This is a genomic window from Undibacterium sp. GrIS 1.8 (assembly GCF_040544445.1).
Lineage (GTDB): Bacteria > Pseudomonadota > Gammaproteobacteria > Burkholderiales > Burkholderiaceae_D > Undibacterium.
Genome location: NZ_JBEONQ010000005.1, coordinates 83,073 through 101,630 on the forward strand (window position 1 = coordinate 83,073; position 18,558 = coordinate 101,630).

Sequence of the window (18,558 nt, forward strand, 5' to 3'; positions counted from 1 at the left end):
CTGTTGCAAGACAAAAAGAGGATGACTTAACAGAGCGTTTTGAACAAGTTAGTAGTTTGAGCCATACGTGTTTTTGTGTGAAGTATTTTTATGGACAAGACTATGCCTTCGAAAGATAAACTAGAATTTGGGGAAGCAGGTTTTAGCAAAGCAAGTTCAAAGACTTTTAAAATTTTCAGTCATCACATCAGAAATATTTTTTAAAACCAAACGTACTTCAAATATAAATCGAAAGATCAACATTCATGCGACTACCGATAACTTTACGCTTATGCGAAAACGGAGATGAGCACGCTTTATCCCTGATTGGACACGCAACTTTTTTAGAGACATACGCGGGCGTTCTCGGCGGCAATGACATCATTAAGCATTGTGCTAAAGCGCATTCAAAAGAACTCTATGCAAGTTGGTTATTAGATTCTAGCTACAAGATATGGCTTGCCGAAATAAGTCCCGGCCAAGCGCCTGTTGGCTATATGGTGCTTATGACTCCACAGTCAGCATCAAATGATTTATCTACCGTTGACTCAGAACTGAAACGTATTTATATCTTAGGGAAATTCCAAGGCGGGGGTGTAGGCAAACTTCTACTTAATACGGCTACTGAACATGCACGTATCGTCAAGGCATCACGCTTAGTATTAGGCGTCTATGCTGGCAATGACAGCGCTATTAGCTTTTATCAAAAAGCTGGTTTTGAGAAAATTGGGCAACGTCAATTTAACGTCGGTGGACAAGACTATGACGATCATGTGATGGGACTGAATTTATAAATTTTGTGATGGACATGAACGACTCCAAACCTTGGATTGATACCTGATCAATCCAAGGTTTTTAAGTCGATTGCGATGCCTAGCGAAAGACTTAAGTCAGAAAACTAAGTTATTCGTTGCACCATCAATAGCAGCCATCAAAAATCCATAATAAAACCGCCACCTAAGGATTTTTGCGAATAGTTGTAATCGATCAGACTTTGACCGTAACCTGAGAATAATTGAACATATCCTTTAAGGTTGGTAGCGATAGGAATCGCCCAGCCAGCCTGGATTGCACCGCGACCTGTAGAAAAATTGCGACGTGCAGTCAGAGAAAATTCTTGTCCACTTTTCTCACGGTAAACAGCTCTGATATCGCCATGCCCCATGTAGTCGACAATATCAATATTGTCGTTGTCAGATTTTGCATTATCGAGGCGACGCCAGACGCGTGTGGTCAATCCAAAATTACCCCGCTCTACGCCTAATTCTGCATAAATCCTGTTCCAGCTACGGGACAGCGTTGAGGTTTGGCCGTTCGATTGATGCACTACCCCAAAATTAACATAGCGAATATCCAGTCCAGCGAAGTTTTTATTAATCGGTATGACAGCCATAATTTCTGGCTGGTAATTGGTCTCGCGGAATGGACTTGATGCGCTTCGGTTATATGCCTGCCAAAAACTTTGTTGAGTATAGCCAAACCATAAATCCACCGGAGAATTAGCGACCTCTTCAGCTAATTTCATCTTAAAACTCAATTGATATGTCAGTTCCACATGCTTAGATTTAATCCCGCCTGGCGTGAACTCTTTAAACGGCTGATCATTGGTTGCATTGCTGTAATTCGCCAGCAACAGATAATTATCGCGATGCGGGCGGAACACAAAACGTCCACGCTTAGAGGCCTCGTCCAGCTCCCAATTTTGTACCATATGGGATATTTCTGGTGCGGGTTCTACCACTTGCGCGGGCTGCGTGGGCTTAATACTCACGAGTGGTTGAACGGCTTCCGCCTTGGCGACTGCGGTATCGGCTTGCTCTGGCGTCGTTGCTTTGGCTAACGCATCAAAGCAACTAAGGCGTGCACTCGCATCACCAAGTACAGAGCAGCGCAACATCTGTTGCTCTAATTCACCAGCATAAGCGAGCATGGGACCCATGGCCGGCGAGATGAATAACAAAGGGATCATTATTTTTTTTATTGAATTCGACATAGAGATTTTTGCTTGGTAATTAAATGAAAATAAGAATTGGAGATAAAATTTGAATAAAGGAAAAATCAGGTTTTGATTAGCCTAATATCTTACTTGAAGAACATAATAGCCAGCTAGCGCACAAAGTTATGTTCGCCAACGCACACATCGAATTCAGTTCACTCGTAATTTTTACTCAACAGAAGTTGATACAGACCGAATAGCCTGCCAGATATGAATAGGGCTTACGCAAAAAATACCCGATAACGATAAAAGCGCAGAGAAAGCAGGGGGACATATTCCTCTACATTCTCTGCGCTTTTGAATCTACTTGAGTCTTCGAATACGACAAACAGCGTTCACAGAACCGCTTTATGCGAAGCAAGCAGGTAACACAAAAAACTACCAGTGAATTTGCGGTAATCGAATACCGGGCACAATTCCAAATACCGACAAAATAATGATAATTAATAAGATGATGAACAACACGCGTACGATCTGGGCTACCGGTGATGGGAGCGGCAACATTCCGACCAGCCACCAGATAAGTCCGAAGACGACGAGATAAACAATAAGGCTAATGATCATATTCATATATTTCAATCATATGGATAAAAATGCGCTAATCAGACGTTCAATATTGTTCCTTGACCGAAGAAAATCGCATCGTGTTTAGAGTTAGCTGGCAGCACATCAATTGGTACTGCCAACCTATTATGTTGAAAAATTAATTACTTAGCAGGCACAACAATAATCGTAGGGTCAGCTGGCTTGCCCTGCTCTCCAGTCTTACCTTTTGCGCCTTCATTTCCAGGCATACCTTGATCACCCGTAGCACCGGCAGTACCTTGTGCGCCGTCGGCCCCAGCCGGACCAGTTGCACCAACAGAAGCTGGGGCACCGGCTGCGCCAGTTGCGCCCGTTGCTCCAGCAGGTCCCGGAACAGCGACGGGCACGACGACTTGCGCCGGTTGACGATCACAAGCAGTCATCGTTAAAACACCTGCGAACGCTAGCAATAAAATAGAAATTTTCATGATGGGACCTTAAGTTGATTACGAAATATTAAGTAAAAATGACTTACGCAAAATTATCCCAACAAGGAGTAGCGACCACGACATTACATTAGTGCCTTACTTAGTAAGAACAGGAGATGCAACGCAGCTGGGATAATTTTGCGGAAGTGCTAAAAATCAGCGCAATAGCTGAAGCTAATCAAGTGGGTACAGTGATGTAAGGTGTCGCCTGATTGTGCCAAAGGATGCGCGCAAATATCCACGCATTCTGTGCGCTGGCAAACATACCCCAAATTAGCTTTGTTTTATATTGATCGAACCGGTAATAAAGAGTGCTGCCAAAATGGGATTTGCAATCAACTGATTAATTAATTTTATAAGATCATTTTATAAGATTAGTTTATAAGATTAGTTTATAAGACTAATTACGCGATTCAGTTTTGGCTTTCATGGATGATGATCAAACCCGCTACCTGTTGGTATGCGGGGTTTTTTTGGTTTTTTTGAGAAGAGTTGTATAAAAAATGACGCTTAGATCGATGCTATTTTTAACGATAAACAGTCAACAATACTTCTTTGTACTTAGTAAAATAACTAAGTATAAATATTAAAGTTCAGTAGAACTTTGCACAGAGGCCAAAGGTAGTTCAAAGAAAAATTGGCTGCCAACATCCACCGTTGATTTAAAACCGATAGTACCGCCCATGTGTTCTATGATGGTTTTACAGATATTTAAACCCAGACCGGTGCCGCCTTTTTTGCGAGTATTGGAATTATCGACCTGACTAAATTTTTGAAAAATCTTATCGTGAAAATTAACAGGAATACCGCAACCCTGATCACTAACAATAATCTTGACAGTCTTAGCAGCCGCCTCGACAGAGACGCGAACTTCGCCTCCTTCATGAGAAAATTTAACTGCATTCGATAACAAGTTGGTGAGCACTTGTGCAAAGCGGTCGCGGTCTACATTCACATCGACATCGCCGCAATCTATCGATCCTACAATCCTCACGCCGTATTGGTCAGCATAAGAAATATTAGCGCTGATGGCCTCTTGTATTAGCTGATTTAACTTAGTTAATTTGAGGTTGAACTCCATATTGCCGGAAGCAATTTTTTCCATATCCAAGATATCGTTGATCAAGCGCAGTAAACGATCTGTATTACGCATTGCAACTATCGTCAATTCTTTGACCTTAGGCGGAATTTCGCCAGCAACTCCGGCTGCAACCAAACGCAAAGCACCATTGATTGAGGTTAAGGGTGTGCGCAGTTCATGGCTAACGGTTGAAACAAATTCGTTCTTCATCATCTCTACCCGTTTGCGGTCGGCGATATCAAAACTCATCGCGTAAAATCCTTCTACAATACCCGCATCATTCAATGCCGGTACGTAAATAGATTGATAATAATAGACTCGATTATTGATGGTTCCTTCGGCCTCAAAACTGACACGTTCACCAGCTAATACTCTTTGCACATATGTTGCTAAGCCTGCGTAAAATTTGTTGCCAACTACCTCTCGCAAAGTCTTGCCCATCAGCTCCTCAGGCTTGACACCAAACTCCGTAGTGACGAAAGCGCTTACAAATAAATAGCGCTCTTGTGTATCCATAAACGTGATGATGCTGGGAAGATTGTCAGTAATCGCCTGCAAGCGACTTTGCGCGCTGCGCTGACGTTGCAAAGACAATTCCAGCTCATTAGCCTTAGTCTCAATTTCACGCGTGCGTTCAGCGACTGTGGATTCAAGACTCTCATTGGCACGTTCGATTCCGGCTAAATACTGCCCTTCTTTTTTTACCATATCGGCCAGAGTCACAGATAAAAGATGTGCCTCATGGAATCCATTGACGATGGGTATAGATTCCAAGGTGCGATGCTGTCCGCGGCGCTCTATTGATGAACTTAATTGTATTAAAGAGGATGACAAACGACGCGCCATCATTGCCGCAATAAAGGCTAATATCAGCGCTAGCACACCGCCTAAATACAAAATTTCGTGTTCTAGATTGCGCAGTGCTGCCATGGCAAGATCCTTGCGCTGGCGTACTAAAATACTCCATTTCAATGCGGGATAATTTCGCTGGTTGCCGGTAAGAGCATAACCGGTAAGGTATTCTTGCCCATCCTCCCATTTCTCTTCCGTGGCAACACTTTTGCCAGATCGTGATTGCGTCAAACTGGTAGATTTAATCTTCTTTTCTTCCATGCCTTTGGGTCCAAGAATGACCGTGCCGTCCTCACGCACGACCATAATCTCGGCAGAATATTGTTGGTTCACCGGTGATAATAAAGACCGCGCCATTTCACGCGCCCAGCCCCAGCTTAAATGCGCGCCGATAACTCCGCGATAGGTGCCATCAGATGAATGGATAGGGATAGATACATCCACAAAATGCCAGGGATCTGCACTGTAGGGCATCTGCTTTTGTAGCAATAAGGCGGGATGGTAATCTCCAGCGTAGAGCCCTTTTTGGCCTTGTTGAAACCAAGGACGCTGACTGACATCCGCACCTTCTAACAAACCCTTAGTCGCAGCAATGACTTTGCCATCCGGTGCCGCGAAACCGATCCAGGCATAAGATGGAAAAGTCGTTTGTAGTGTATCGACAATGTTACGAATATCGCCTGGATCTTTTGCGTCTTTAATTTGATTTAATTGCGACAGCAGTTGAACATCGCCGACGGCTTTTTGCATCACCTGGTCTAGCTCATCCCGCATTTGCCAGGAGAGTTGTTGCAAGCGCTGTTCGGCCTGCTTTTGCGCATAATTATCTGCGAAATGGTCTACCAGAACTAACATCGACAGGACTGTGCACAGCACAACAATGCTGACACCACCAGTCAATAAGGTGGCAAGTTTTGGCCGCGATGCTTGCTTCGATAAAAACATAGCTTGTTATCACCCAAAAGTAATACCGTAAATATGCGGACTAACTGAGTTACTTAACTGTTAGTAATTTGTATATTCGTTAATCCAATTTTTGGATCGGGGGATAAATAAATAATCATTCACAGAATACCGTCTGGAAACATCATATTCAACTACTCGTCAAAAGACAATCAACAATCTTAGCTAGCTTGTAACTGACATTAGCGGCGCTATAGTGAATGCAGCAATGTAACTAATGTAACCAACTGAGAACGTCATTAAGCATCCAATACACGGGTAAAGCGTAAGGCGTATGATGCATTTTTCACTCCAAGGAAAGAAGCCCGATCATGCCAAAAGCAATATGGAACGGAGCGATCATCGCTCAAGCGACGGACGAGGAAGTTGAGATTGTCGAGAACAATATCTATTTTCCGCCAAACAAAGTAAATGCTGAATACCTAAAAAACAGCGCCCATCATACTGTCTGCGGCTGGAAAGGCACGGCAGATTACTACAGCCTTGAGGTGGATGGAAAGATCAATGAGAACGCCGCCTGGCTGTATAGAACGCCCAAAGACGCCGCCAAACAAATCGCTGGATTTATCGCCTTTTGGAAAGGCGTGCAAGTAACATCCTAGCGTGTCGCCATCAAATTGGCACATGCCAGATTGATGGTAAATCGGTAGTCATCAGATGGTAATTCCGTGCGTGGATTACCGTTTTAGAGAACTGTTTGGCAAGTTACAGTGCGGGCTCCCCCACCAATAAAGGAACATCATGTTAATCACCACCACAGAAAATATCGCTGGCTACCGTGTACTGGAAGTCAAAGGGCAAGTGTTCGGCGTGGTCGTCCGCAGCCGAGGATTAGGTGGCAACATCATGGCGGGATTGCGCTCCATTATTGGTGGTGAGATTACAGAATACACATCCTTGCTGGAGGAAGCGCGTCGCCACGCGGTTGACCGCATGGTGAAAAATGCGCGCCTAATGGGTGGTAATGCAATTGTGATGATGCGGTTTGATTCCTCCGAAATCGGTCAGACCATGAGTGAAATCGTGGCCTACGGCACAGCGGTCATTGTTGAGAAAATTGAGAAAAACTAGGGAGTGTTGACCTAATGTTACGCACCACATTATTGTTCGTCGGATCGTTAATGACGATCACAGGCCTGGTTTTTATATTGGCCGGCAACGCGCATGCATTGCCCGTCACCCTTTGGGGAGTGATTTTGTTGGCCGCGCTGTTGTTGGAAAAATGGCGCTATCGACCAACCGCCACAATCACAGATTTAGATAAAGGTGAATGGCAAAAAACTGACGAAGAGTTTATCGATCCAGAAACCGGTGCACTCACCCAAGTGTTCTACCAGGCTGCAACGGGGGAGCGGCGTTATGTGCCGCTAAGTGTAAGTAAGTATAAATAAGTGTAGTGAGCCTAAGTAAATATCACTTAGGGCTAATCTGTTTAGCTCATCACGATAAGGTCATCAATGAGAAATCTGAGCCTTCTAAAACAACATAGTGCAAAAACAGACACATTAGCTTTGCTTAAACCTATCGCAGATTGACCATAGATGATGAGTGAGGCAAACATTCATCATAGCGATGCAAGTAGCCGCGCAGATCGCCAGTGTCAGTTAGTTAAAGGTAATTTTATATACTCCCCTTTATTTTTATTAAAAACACCATATTGACCAATGATTAATTGGACGATATAAATATACTCACTGTGAGTATATTTATATACATGTCTAAAAACAAATATAGAGTAAGTAATTAGAACTCGGAAAACTGTCGACAGCAGACATTTTTGATGAGATTTTTTAAGGAGTATTTTGTACAAATTTCCGTCTTAAGAACATTTTTATCCTCAATTTTTTTCATCTTAAGGTGATCTAGCGCACATAAGAATTGACGTAGGCAGGATATAAAGAGCAACATCACTTTGCAACATCAAGTAATGGCGTATCCGGTTCACATCTTGTTTTATCCGATAACAATACCTAAGGAGCCTCAAAAATGAAAAAGCATCTCTCATTGTTCGTTTTACCATTGGCCTTACCACTCATCATGTTGGCGAGCACGTCATATGCACAGAGCGCAACTGCCAGTGCATCTGCAAGCGTCGCAACAGGAAAAACTAAAGCCGAAGTAAAAGAGGAAATCAAAGCTGCCAGAAAATCCGGCGAGTTAGATAAGAATCAAGATTTAGATCCTATCCCTGTCAAAGCAGATAAAACCAGCGGCAAGACACGCGCTGAGGTCAAGGCAGAAGCTAAAGCCGCCGTCAAATCTGGCACAGCGACCAAAAATCTGGATTTAGATCCTATCCCAAAAACGGATAAAAGTGCAGGTAAAACCCGCGCAGAAGTAAAAGCAGAAACCAAAGCAGCAGGCAAAGCGGGGGAGTTGAACACCAATCTGGATGTTCCAGCAACGCCACCAAAAACCAAGTAAGTTTTCAAATCACTCATTGAGTTCGTCACTGAGGTAGTCACTGAGGCAGCCATTAGAAAAATCTCTGATGATCTGATGGTTACCTCGGCTTAGTGATTTTTTACTACCTTTTTGTGCTGTTTTGTACGAGCTGTTGAAAATCTTAAAAACTGACACAAAATCATTTCATTAAAACTGGAGTGCTTTTGCGTCAGTTTTTATTTTATTAACCATATTTTCCAATGATATTCAATAACCGCATATCACTACGCCATAAGGATGCAGATTTTGTTGTGCTAAATCGTTGCTTGTTCAGTAGAATCTGCCGAATACGATCAACATTCCGTCGGTTGACGCTTGGCGTCATTTACAAAAATTTTTCTATTGCACACCCATCATGATGACTTCTTCCCGGCTTATTTTATTGCTCACAGCAATCTCGGTTTTATCTGGCTGTGGCGGTGGTGGCGGATCAGATACGGCGTCATCGGGCTCTGTTGCAACGACACCGCCTGCTACGCCAACGACACCGACCACCCCTACCCCACCGACTACGCCAACTACCCCAACACCACCAACAGTGCCGACAGCGCCTGTTACGCCTTTACCTGACTCGGTCGCGGCGATTTTGGCGCAAAAAATGGGGAAGCCAAAACAATTCCTGATCGGCCTTGGCTCGGGCATGTCGACCACAGATATCAAAGCACAATCAATCACACCCGATATTTATGATCAGTATTTGGTTGGCGTCGGCAATACCGCATGGCCTAGCTGGAATCTGCCTAGTGGTGCATATGTCGGTATCACGGCAACTAATGCAAAAAATATTGGTGCTGTGCCGATGTTTACTTTGTACCAGATGGCACAAAATGGAGATGGCAATTTATCTGGTTTGACGGATGCCAACTTTATGACGAAATATTGGGCGCAGACAAAATTACTGTTCACTGAATTAAAGAAATTTGATGGTCCAGCCTTGGTCAATTTAGAGCCAGATTTTTGGGGTTATGTGCAAAGCCAGGCGCCTGGTGGCGACCCGACCAAACTCTCTGCACAAGTGACAATTATGCCTGAATGCTCTGCACTGACAAATGACGCTGTTGGTATTGCTGGCTGCATGTTAACGCTTGCGCGTCTATATGCGCCGAAAGCATTGGTCGGTTTTCCGGTATCGATCTTTGGTCGTAAAGAAGCGGATGTAGCGCAGTTTATGACTAAGATAGGTGCAGCCAAAGCAGACTTCATTGTGGAACAAACGATAGACCGTGATGCAGGTTGCTATGAGGTTTTGCCATCGCCAAGCGAGTGCAATCATTCAACTGCGGCACTGTATTGGGACGAGTCCAATTTGACCTCACCCAACTTCCATGACTACCTGAGTGGCGTCTCGATTATCCAGCAGGGTATCGGCGGTTTGCCTGTGCTGTGGTGGCAAATGCCGATGGGCGTGCCTTCGGCTACACCTGGCGGTACGCCTGGGCATTACCGTGATAATCGTGTGCATTACATACTGACTCACCCGGCAGAATTTACCAAAGTTGGCGGCGTTGGTGTTGTGTTTAGCGCAGGTGCGACCAACCAGACAACGATCCTTACCGACGGCGGACAATTTCAGAATTTGTGGAAAGCGTATATCAAAACGCCGGCAGCGCTTTAGCTTTTAGATCGGCTAATCAGTACAGATCAGTGCAGGTGAAACAGCATTGCTGCCACCTGCACTATTATCCAATTTAAGCGGCCGTATTAACCCGCATAAGTCAGAGTATCGGTCGATGTAGTGTAAGTCGAACTAGTGACCGAACTGACGTAAATATAATCCCCTTTTGCCACGTTCTGATTGACGGTAATCAGCATATAACCACGACGTGAGGTATCGATATAGTTGATGTCGTCGACCAGCGCTTTGATCGTACCAGCCAAGGTGGCTGGCGGCACCACTGCTGGCGGGAAAACGCCCTCAAATCCTGATGAAGTCACCGACATCCCCGCAAACTCTGCGCCAACTTGCGTGCCATCCGGCAAAGTTAATTTATTAAACCAAGCGTTGTGACTGTCACCGGATAACACCAAAAATTTCTTATTCGCTGCTTTGAGTTTATTGGCAGACGTGAACAGCGCATCGCGGGCGTTGGGATAGCCTTCCCAATTATCAAAATTGTAGGAAATTTTTGGATTTTTACTCAAGTCCAGCAAATCCTTTTGTGCTTGAGTTTGCAATGCAACTGGCGTCGCTTTTGCTGTCAAATAAGCCGTCACAGATGCGGTACTCAGATTCGTCGACAGCACAGATGCTGGCAATTGAATACGCCCCATCACCGTTTGATTGCCCAGCACTTGCCAAGTCGCCTTGGATGCGGTCATTTGGGTGTCCAACCAAGCTTGCTGAGTGGCGCCCATCAACTGCTTATTCTTATTGAACGCATATGGCAAAAACGCCGGATCAGCGATGTCACGACCTGATGCATCATTAGTGCGGTCTGGCTGATGCTCACGACCGATGATGCGGGTATCCAGCATATGTAGCGACAACAAATTACCAAAATCAAAAGAGCGATAAATCTTTAACAAATTGGTCGGATCCGGTGTACGGATGGGCATCCATTCGTGATAAACCTGACTCGCTGCAGCTTTGCGCGCCGCCCATGGACCTTGTGTGACTGGATCATGATTTTCTGCGCCATCCATGTAGGCGTTATTGGCAAACTCGTGGTCATCCCAAATCGCAATCATTGGCATGCGGGCATGCAGTGCTTTGACATACGGATCGGCTTTATGTAAGGCATGACGGGCACGATAATCGGCGAGGGTGACGACCTCATTCGCAGGTGCAGAAATACGCGCCGTGACCGCAGTGGCAGCCGGAGGATAAACGCCGTCTTTGTATTCGTAAATATAGTCGCCTAGGTGCAAAGAAAATTGCGCGCCGGATGAGATTGCGGAGTCATACGCGTTGAAATAGCCGGCAGGGTAATCACTGCAAGAGAATACGGCTAGCTTGACTTCTGACACATTCCCGACAGGCAAAGTGCGGGTACGTCCAACTGCCGATACGCTGTTATTGGCAGCGATAAAACGGTAATAATATTCTGTGTTGGGGCTGAGTCCGGTCGCATCAACTTTTGCGGTAAAGCCTGTATCTTTTGTCGTGGTTGTTTTACCGGAAGAAACGATGGTAGAAAACGTCGCATCCGTCGCTACTTGCCATTGCAAATCCACCGATGCGTCGGTAGATACTTTTGCATAGGTCCATAAAATTACCCGGTCAGATAAAGGATCGCCGCTGGCAATGCCGTAGTTGAATGATGCCTGCTCTAAATTAACATCCGCATTAGAGCCGCCGCAAGCAGTCAATACACCGCCAGAGGCGACTACTGCTGCGACGGATGACATTTTAATGACGAAGCCACGACGGCTCAGATTTTTTGGTGACTCTGTGTTTTGTATAAGCGCGTCTTGCGTTGGCTCGTTGGTTTTCATCTTGGGTATCTCCTCAAAAGAGGCCGATTTTATTCACCGCTTATGTCAACGGTATGACGTCCAGTACAAATTAAGCCCAAACTGAGCATCCACTCTATAAGTAACATTTGTAAAATTAATGAACTGGATAATATGTGCTCTGTCGTACAGATGTAGCATATGAAATCAGCTTATAGTGATGGATTAAGTTAGTCGCCAGCCTTGATAAATAGCTGGCGATTTGGTTAACGATTTGGCCGACAATTCTGCTGACGAATTAGCTAAATCCTCTATAGGTTTTGTACTCAGTTTTGTACTCAGTTTTGTACTCAGTTTTGTACTCAGTTTTGTACTCAGTTTTGTAACAGTGCACGCTCTCTTCACTTACCACATCAAGGATTACGTTTATGACCGAAGATGAAATCCGTCGCAATGCGTTTGCGATGCCATATAGCAATTCTGCTTTCCCGCCTGGACCGTATCGCTTTACTGACCGCGAATTTTTAATCATCACCTATCGGACTGATCCCGAGCTTTTACAAAAAGTGATTCCAGCGCCGCTAAAGATGACGGAACCGATCGTCAAATTTGAATTTATCAACATGCCAGACTCCACTGGCTTTGGCCATTATTGTGAATCTGGACAAGTCATCCCCGTCACGCTGGATGGCGTGGAAGGCGGCTACGTTCATAGCATGTATCTCAATGATCATCCTCCGATTGCGGCTGGCCGCGAGTTGTGGGGCTTTCCTAAAAAACTGGGCGAGCCAGAATTAAAAGTCCACAAAGATACGCTGGTCGGCACGCTGGATTACAGTGATGTGCGGGTTGCAACCGGCACGATGGGATTTAAGCACACCAAACTGGATGTGGAGGCGGTCAAAAAATCGATGGCAGCGCCCAGCTTTTTGCTTAAAATTATTCCCCACGTGGACGGTACACCTCGCATCTGCGAACTGGTGCAATATAGCTTGACCGATATCATCATCAAAGGCGCCTGGGGCGGACCCGGCGCATTAGATTTAAGTCCGCATGCACTGGCGCCAGTGGCAGCGCTGCCAGTGCTGGAAATACTATCTGCTGTCCATATTCTGGCCGACCTGACGCTGCCGTATGGCACTGTCGCGTACGACTATTTGCAACAATCCAAATAAGGGAAATCTCATGTTACTCAAAGATAAAGTCGCTCTGATCACTGGCGCTGCCAGCGGTATCGGTAAAGAAATCGCCATGGAATACGCTAAGCAAGGCGCGAAGATTGTAATCGCCGATATGGCATTGGATGCCGCCACCGCGACCGCCAAAGAAATCGAACAAGCAGGCGGTACTGCAATGGCCGTGGCGATGAACGTCACTGACGAAGCGCAAGTGGACAAAGGCGTAGCAGATGCTGTCGCCGCTTATGGCAGCGTGGATATCTTGATCAGCAATGCGGGTATACAAATCATCAGCCCTATCGTAGATCTGAGTTTGGATAATTGGAAGAAACTGATCGCCATTCATCTTGATGGCGCTTTCCTCACCACCCGCGCTTGCATGCGTGCGATGATCGCCAGCGGTAAAGGCGGCTCAGTCATTTACATGGGCTCGGTCCACTCGCATGAGGCATCACCGTTGAAAGCACCTTACGTTGCAGCCAAACACGGTCTGGTTGGTCTGGCGAAAGTCGTTGCCAAAGAAGGTGCGAAAAATAACATCCGCGCCAATGTCATTTGTCCGGGATTTGTACGCACGCCATTGGTCGATAAACAAATTCCAGAACAAGCCAAAGAACTAGGCATTACCGAGGAAGAAGTGATTAAAAACGTGATGCTGAAAGAAACCGTCGATGGCGAATTTACGACGGTACAAGACGTTGCACAAACCGCGATATTCCTCGCCGCATTTGGTTCCAATGCGCTGACAGGTCAATCCATTACCGTCAGCCACGGCTGGCATATGCAATAACTGGTTTGATCACTTGTTCATGTAGATGAACTGAGGGCATCCAGGATTGAATCTTAGATTAACTAAGTGATCAACTAATTGATCGACTAATTGATAGACCAAGTAGTAGCCTGAATTATTAGCTGAATGGCTGGACTTATTTTTAGATTTTTTGCAGATTGATTGAAGGGAATCTGTCTGCGAAATTTCTTTAAATAAATCCAACATTTAGTCTGGACTTCAACTGATAAATCAATATACTTACCTATAGTATATTTTAATCGTCCGATTATTCTCTGGACAATCGGCTTATTTAGATAAAAATATCGGGGAGTATATTGTTTCAGCAAGCATATTTAAATGTGCTACGCCCGTTTTTCAACGCTAGTAAAACTTTACCCAAAAGCGACGCTGCACTTAATAACTCACCGCTCAATTCAATACTCAACTCACAGCCTCTTCCGTAACTCTTTTCATGCTCGGCGGCAATTCCAAACCCTCCGCAATTGCCACTCTTACTAAGGCATTTTCTAAAATCGCTCTGGCATGTCCGGCAGTTTGTTGAAGATCACGATGTAGAGCGGCATCATCAGCATTGCGGTTGGCGCACTCGGCACTGTAACGCTCAAAGCTGCCCAAACTGGTGACTAGCTCAACTAAATGACGTGGGCATTCGCAATACACCAAGTTGGTCGCATTGGCTAACTCAGATAAAGCGTGCTCGTCGAATCTTGGAGGTGGCGGATCACCTAGTTCATTCGCAGGCACGACGATTTTTACTTCCGTCTGCGGCAATCTCAGCAGCGCACGGCAAAGCGATTCAATTTCGATCGCGTCTGACGGTGCGCGTGCGACTTCATGCCCGACCGACCGCAAGCGCCGAATCACTGCACTCGGTGCAAAACGATACAAAACAATCGCCTGACTAGCACCAAACATCTTCTTGATACCCGCCACCGTGTCAAAAGTCGCCTCATTTAACAGCGGCAACTCAATCACGATGACATCCGCTCGCACGTTTTGCAAGTTGGTGGTAGCATCGACTACATTGACGGCGCGTCCCACAACTCTGAGCGCGTTATCCGATAAGGTTTCTTCAAACCGACGAGATGACACCAGCGGGCCGATCAATCCAACCCGCAACTCACGGGCAAGCTCACCAGCGAGTCGTGGCGGCGCTTCTAATGTTCTGGCGGCGCTGCGCATGGCAATCAACGCATCGGTCGGTAGCGACGCGATGGAGCCGATTGAGTGCCCCATATCGACTAGTTGCTTAATCAAAGTGAGACGTTTAATTTCTGTCGACGAATATAAACGCTGACCACGTTCACTCAAACGCGGACCGACCACGCTGTAGCGGCGCTCCCACACCCGCAAGGTTTCAACCGGCACACCAGCCAAACGAGCCGCAATACCGCTGCGGTAAGTCGCCGCATGTGGGTCATTCATATTATTTTCGGACGCCATAATTTCCCCCAGTTCAGGTTGAATCTCACTTCAGACAAATACACAGTAAATACTGCAATTGACACATCAATGAACCGATATTATCACAGTATATCGATTCAAGTTCTGGACACAAATCGGATAACAGCCTAAATTAGTAATACAAATCCAGTTCAATAAAATAGAAATTTTTATCTTCGACTGGTAACACGGCGCAACGTAACGCTCACTTGAATTATTTTTTGATGATAAATTAGCGCATCAATTGATTGCTCATACTTAGATTGCTGCCTCATTTATCGACTGTTCAATTGATTGATTTACTCAGTTATACACTTTTAGTCCCTTTTTAAAGGAAATACTATGACAACCCGCCGGCAGTTCATATTTACTACCATCCCTTCCACTGCAATTTTGTTAGGCACTGCAAATATTGCGTCAGCTCAAGCAGTCCATTTGGAAGAAAGTGATCCTATCGCAACCGCACTCGGTTACAAAAACGATGCGAGTAAAATCGATGCAAAAAAATATCCCAATAAAGTCGCCAACAGCAATTGCGCTGGCTGCCAATTATTCCAAGGTAAAAGTACCGATGCGTGGGCAGTGTGCGGTGCAGTCGGTGGCAAGCAGGTAAATGCCAAAGGCTGGTGCAGTGCCTGGAATAAAAAAGCCTGATTAAGCCAAGTGACGATAATCACTGACATGTGACATTAATGCGTTCGGGGATCAAGGTTTTACCGATTTTGATTTCTGAACGTTGATTTCTGAACGTTGATCATATCAACGACAAAAGTCACTACAGACCCAAAATAACGATGAATTCATTTCCACAAGACAGCGTTTGTGTGGTGATTGGTGCGACCGGCGGCATTGGCAGCGCGCTCCTGTCTGCATTAGAAAACAACGGCACTTTTAAAACAGTTATTGGCCTTAGCCGTAGTAGTTTTCCTGCACTAAATTTACTGGAAGAATTTTCGATTGCAAGCTGCGCGGAATACATCGCAAGCGTTGGCGTACCGCGCTTAATTATTGATGCAACAGGACTCTTGCAACGCGATGGAATGCAACCAGAAAAAAGCTGGCGACAACTAGATCCTGCACACATGAAGGAATCATTTGCAATCAATGCGATTGGTCCCGCTTTGCTGATGAAGCACTTACTCCCTCTACTGCCGCGCGAAGGCAAATCGGTGTTCGCTACTTTGTCAGCCAAGGTCGGTAGCATTGGCGATAATCACTTAGGTGGCTGGTACAGTTATCGCGCCTCTAAAGCCGCTTTAAATCAACTCGTGCACACCGCGGCGATAGAATTAAATCGACGCCAGCCCGAAGCAATTTGTGTCGCGCTGCATCCGGGCACGGTACAAACATCTTTGTCATCGCCATTCAGTAAAACGGGGCTGGAGGTGCAAACGCCTTCCACCGCGGCGACACGTCTGCTCACAGTAATTGATCAACTCATGCCAGAAAATTCTGGGCAGTTTTTAGATTACCGAGGTGATTTTTTGCCCTGGTAAAACTGAGAAATTTTTATCGAAAATAGGCTAAAAAAATGTGCTTAGATTTTGTTTTTACGAATACATTTTTCTCAGCTAATTAATGACAACTAGAGCTCAAATACATCGCAAATTTGCGCTCTTTTAATTGAGATTAATTTCAGTTAATTCAATATACTCCCTATCAATTTTATAAAAAACCCTTCACTGTCCAAATAATACCTGGACAAGTAATATATACTCTCCACTAGTATATCCATCAACAGATAGGAAATTCAAATGGATATTTTCTATCTCCGATAAAAAAACGACTGAATTTTATTGGAGTAACGATGCCGTTTTTTTATGGAGTTAAATCACTTATTTTTTTATTTCTTGAATCCGATTGATCCTTGCTCGCGTAAATGATTAGGCAATCATGCACAAGTAATTCTTCAGGAGATAGACATGCGTAAATTTAGCCCAGCAATTCTGTTCGTAGCATCCATGATGACGTTCGGTGCCAGCTATGCTGCTGACATGACCGTGATGGTCGGTGGTCAAAGTATGTTTCCAAGTAAAGATATTGTTGACAATGCCGTCAACTCCGCAGATCACACAACATTAGTCGCGGCTGTCAAAGCAGCCGGCCTGGTAGATACACTGAAAAGCAAAGGTCCTTTCACCGTATTTGCACCAACCAATGCAGCCTTCGCCAAACTACCGGCGGGCACGGTAGAAACATTGGTCAAGCCAGAGAACAAAGCAACACTGACAAAAATTTTGACCTACCATGTGGTGCCAGGTAAGTATGATTTTATGGCGCTCGAACGCGAGATCACCAAGCAGTCCGGCAAAGCAACTTTGCCAACGGCAAGCGGTGGTAAATTGATGTTCACCATGAACGGAAAACACAATATTGCAGTGATGGATGAAAGCGGCAACACAGCCAATATCAGCACGTATGACGTGTATCAATCTAATGGCGTAATCAATGTGATTGATACTGTTTTAATGCCAAAATAATTGGTCAAATGCTGCACTGATTTTTGACGCATTTGTTATTAATTTAAAGAACTTAGTAGTCGAATTTATTGCTTAGCGACTACTATGTTGCTCTTCTATGGCGTGTAGCGCGAACCATTCGCACTACACGCCGTTTGCATTTTTATTGCGCGTCTCTTATACAAATGCATCTAGGACGGAACTTTATACAGTCTATTCATCTAACATAACAGAAGCAGCAATCGTTATTAGGTCAACGGATGTGTTTGGGTAACGTTGTATAGATATTGCCGCAAGGCGTATGAGGTAGAAATGATGAAAAAATTTATACTAGCGATGTCAGTAACGTCCATCATCGCAGCAACCGGATCTGCGTTTGCTGCGGACATCGGCGTCTCCATCAACATCGCGCAGCCAGGTATGTACGGTCGCATTGATATAGGCAGCGTACCAGGCCCACAAGTCGTTTATAGCAGGCCAACAGTGATCTATGCAGCACCCGTTGGCGTCGTCAGAGAACCAATGTACTTATACGTACCGCCTGGACATCAAAAAAATTGGCGTAAATATTGCGGCAACTATAATGCCTGCGGCCAGCCAGTCTATTTTGTGCAAGAACGTTGGTACCGCGATGTCTATGTGCCGCGCTACAGAGAACATGAACACGGAAGAGACTACCGCGATGATCGCAGAGACTATGACAGGGATCATGACCGGGGTCACGGCAAAGGCCGCGATGAAGATCATGGTGATGACCATGGCAGAGGCCGTAGAGATAATTAATTTGAATTTGATTTATCCATCTCCAGTCTGACAATTAAAATAATTGTCAGACTTTTTTATTGCAAGAATTTTTATTGCAATAAGTACAGGCATTAAAAATCCCCCATGGCATTCAATATGTGATGGGGGATTTTTAATAACTCAGACAAGTTAAACTCAACACAAGTCTGAAATGAATGA

General features: G+C 45.1%; 18 protein-coding genes. 12 read left to right on the forward strand and 6 right to left on the reverse strand.

Features of this window, described 5'->3' with window-relative positions; translation table 11 throughout:
* Nucleotides 1–245: 245 nt before the first annotated feature.
* Nucleotides 246–773, forward strand: a complete 528-nt coding sequence (locus tag AAKU64_RS03745) for a GNAT family N-acetyltransferase (protein WP_354334899.1) — start codon at nucleotides 246–248, stop codon at nucleotides 771–773.
* A 137-nt stretch (nucleotides 774–910) separates the two neighbouring features.
* Here the strand turns inward: AAKU64_RS03745 and AAKU64_RS03750 are convergent, their stop codons facing one another.
* The 4 genes from AAKU64_RS03750 to AAKU64_RS03765 all read right to left on the reverse strand — a co-directional run bounded on the left by AAKU64_RS03750 (nucleotide 911) and on the right by AAKU64_RS03765 (nucleotide 5,866).
* Nucleotides 911–1,972: a phospholipase A gene (locus AAKU64_RS03750; RefSeq protein WP_354334897.1), complete on the reverse strand. Its 1,062-nt coding sequence runs from the start codon at nucleotides 1,970–1,972 to the stop codon at nucleotides 911–913.
* 381 nt (nucleotides 1,973–2,353) lie between these two features.
* Complete coding sequence (locus tag AAKU64_RS03755) at nucleotides 2,354–2,545, reverse strand: Thivi_2564 family membrane protein (protein WP_354334895.1); 192 nt, start codon at nucleotides 2,543–2,545, stop codon at nucleotides 2,354–2,356.
* A 137-nt stretch (nucleotides 2,546–2,682) separates the two neighbouring features.
* The gene (locus AAKU64_RS03760) at nucleotides 2,683–2,988 is read right to left on the reverse strand and encodes a collagen-like protein (protein WP_354334893.1); all 306 of its coding nucleotides are present in this window, start codon (nucleotides 2,986–2,988) and stop codon (nucleotides 2,683–2,685) included.
* A gap of 586 nt (nucleotides 2,989–3,574) precedes the next feature.
* A complete protein-coding gene (locus AAKU64_RS03765; RefSeq protein ID WP_354361472.1) occupies nucleotides 3,575–5,866 on the reverse strand; it encodes a sensor histidine kinase in 2,292 nt (763 codons plus the stop codon).
* Nucleotides 5,867–6,195: 329 nt separating this feature from the next.
* Here AAKU64_RS03765 and AAKU64_RS03770 point away from each other — a divergent pair, with 329 nt between their 5' ends.
* From AAKU64_RS03770 to AAKU64_RS03790, 5 genes are all read left to right on the forward strand, one after another.
* Nucleotides 6,196–6,486 (forward strand): DUF427 domain-containing protein, encoded by a 291-nt coding sequence (locus tag AAKU64_RS03770; RefSeq protein ID WP_354334470.1) that lies wholly within the window; start codon nucleotides 6,196–6,198, stop codon nucleotides 6,484–6,486.
* 139 nt (nucleotides 6,487–6,625) lie between these two features.
* Nucleotides 6,626–6,955 carry a YbjQ family protein gene (locus AAKU64_RS03775; RefSeq protein WP_323492780.1) on the forward strand — a complete coding sequence of 110 codons (330 nt, stop codon included), beginning with the start codon at nucleotides 6,626–6,628 and terminating at the stop codon, nucleotides 6,953–6,955.
* Nucleotides 6,956–6,969: 14 nt separating this feature from the next.
* Nucleotides 6,970–7,275: a hypothetical protein gene (locus tag AAKU64_RS03780; RefSeq protein WP_354334473.1), complete on the forward strand. Its 306-nt coding sequence runs from the start codon at nucleotides 6,970–6,972 to the stop codon at nucleotides 7,273–7,275.
* Between the two features lie 595 nt (nucleotides 7,276–7,870).
* A complete protein-coding gene (locus AAKU64_RS03785; protein ID WP_354334475.1) occupies nucleotides 7,871–8,308 on the forward strand; it encodes a DUF4148 domain-containing protein in 438 nt (145 codons plus the stop codon).
* A 376-nt stretch (nucleotides 8,309–8,684) separates the two neighbouring features.
* Nucleotides 8,685–9,944: a hypothetical protein gene (locus AAKU64_RS03790; protein ID WP_354334477.1), complete on the forward strand. Its 1,260-nt coding sequence runs from the start codon at nucleotides 8,685–8,687 to the stop codon at nucleotides 9,942–9,944.
* Between the two features lie 86 nt (nucleotides 9,945–10,030).
* Here the strand turns inward: AAKU64_RS03790 and AAKU64_RS03795 are convergent, their stop codons facing one another.
* Complete coding sequence (locus AAKU64_RS03795; RefSeq protein ID WP_354334478.1) at nucleotides 10,031–11,764, reverse strand: alkaline phosphatase D family protein; 1,734 nt, start codon at nucleotides 11,762–11,764, stop codon at nucleotides 10,031–10,033.
* 386 nt (nucleotides 11,765–12,150) lie between these two features.
* On the opposite strand from AAKU64_RS03795, the gene AAKU64_RS03800 reads away from it, so the two are divergent.
* Both AAKU64_RS03800 and AAKU64_RS03805 read left to right on the forward strand, forming a co-directional pair.
* Complete coding sequence (locus tag AAKU64_RS03800; protein WP_322120473.1) at nucleotides 12,151–12,897, forward strand: acetoacetate decarboxylase; 747 nt, start codon at nucleotides 12,151–12,153, stop codon at nucleotides 12,895–12,897.
* 10 nt (nucleotides 12,898–12,907) lie between these two features.
* On the forward strand, nucleotides 12,908–13,690 hold the full coding sequence (locus AAKU64_RS03805) for a 3-hydroxybutyrate dehydrogenase (RefSeq protein WP_322120474.1): 783 nt from the start codon (nucleotides 12,908–12,910) through the stop codon (nucleotides 13,688–13,690).
* Nucleotides 13,691–14,113: 423 nt separating this feature from the next.
* On the opposite strand, the gene AAKU64_RS03810 is transcribed toward AAKU64_RS03805, so the two are convergent.
* A complete protein-coding gene (locus AAKU64_RS03810) occupies nucleotides 14,114–15,136 on the reverse strand; it encodes a MerR family transcriptional regulator (RefSeq protein ID WP_354334481.1) in 1,023 nt (340 codons plus the stop codon).
* Nucleotides 15,137–15,478: 342 nt separating this feature from the next.
* Here AAKU64_RS03810 and AAKU64_RS03815 point away from each other — a divergent pair, with 342 nt between their 5' ends.
* The 4 genes from AAKU64_RS03815 to AAKU64_RS03830 all read left to right on the forward strand — a co-directional run bounded on the left by AAKU64_RS03815 (nucleotide 15,479) and on the right by AAKU64_RS03830 (nucleotide 18,378).
* Complete coding sequence (locus tag AAKU64_RS03815) at nucleotides 15,479–15,790, forward strand: high-potential iron-sulfur protein (RefSeq protein ID WP_322120476.1); 312 nt, start codon at nucleotides 15,479–15,481, stop codon at nucleotides 15,788–15,790.
* Between the two features lie 140 nt (nucleotides 15,791–15,930).
* Nucleotides 15,931–16,632 carry an SDR family NAD(P)-dependent oxidoreductase gene (locus tag AAKU64_RS03820; RefSeq protein WP_354361473.1) on the forward strand — a complete coding sequence of 234 codons (702 nt, stop codon included), beginning with the start codon at nucleotides 15,931–15,933 and terminating at the stop codon, nucleotides 16,630–16,632.
* 426 nt (nucleotides 16,633–17,058) lie between these two features.
* Nucleotides 17,059–17,616 (forward strand): fasciclin domain-containing protein, encoded by a 558-nt coding sequence (locus AAKU64_RS03825; protein ID WP_503012632.1) that lies wholly within the window; start codon nucleotides 17,059–17,061, stop codon nucleotides 17,614–17,616.
* Nucleotides 17,617–17,910: 294 nt separating this feature from the next.
* Nucleotides 17,911–18,378, forward strand: coding sequence for a hypothetical protein (locus tag AAKU64_RS03830; protein ID WP_354334485.1), 468 nt, complete (start codon nucleotides 17,911–17,913; stop codon nucleotides 18,376–18,378).
* Nucleotides 18,379–18,558 lie beyond the last annotated feature (180 nt).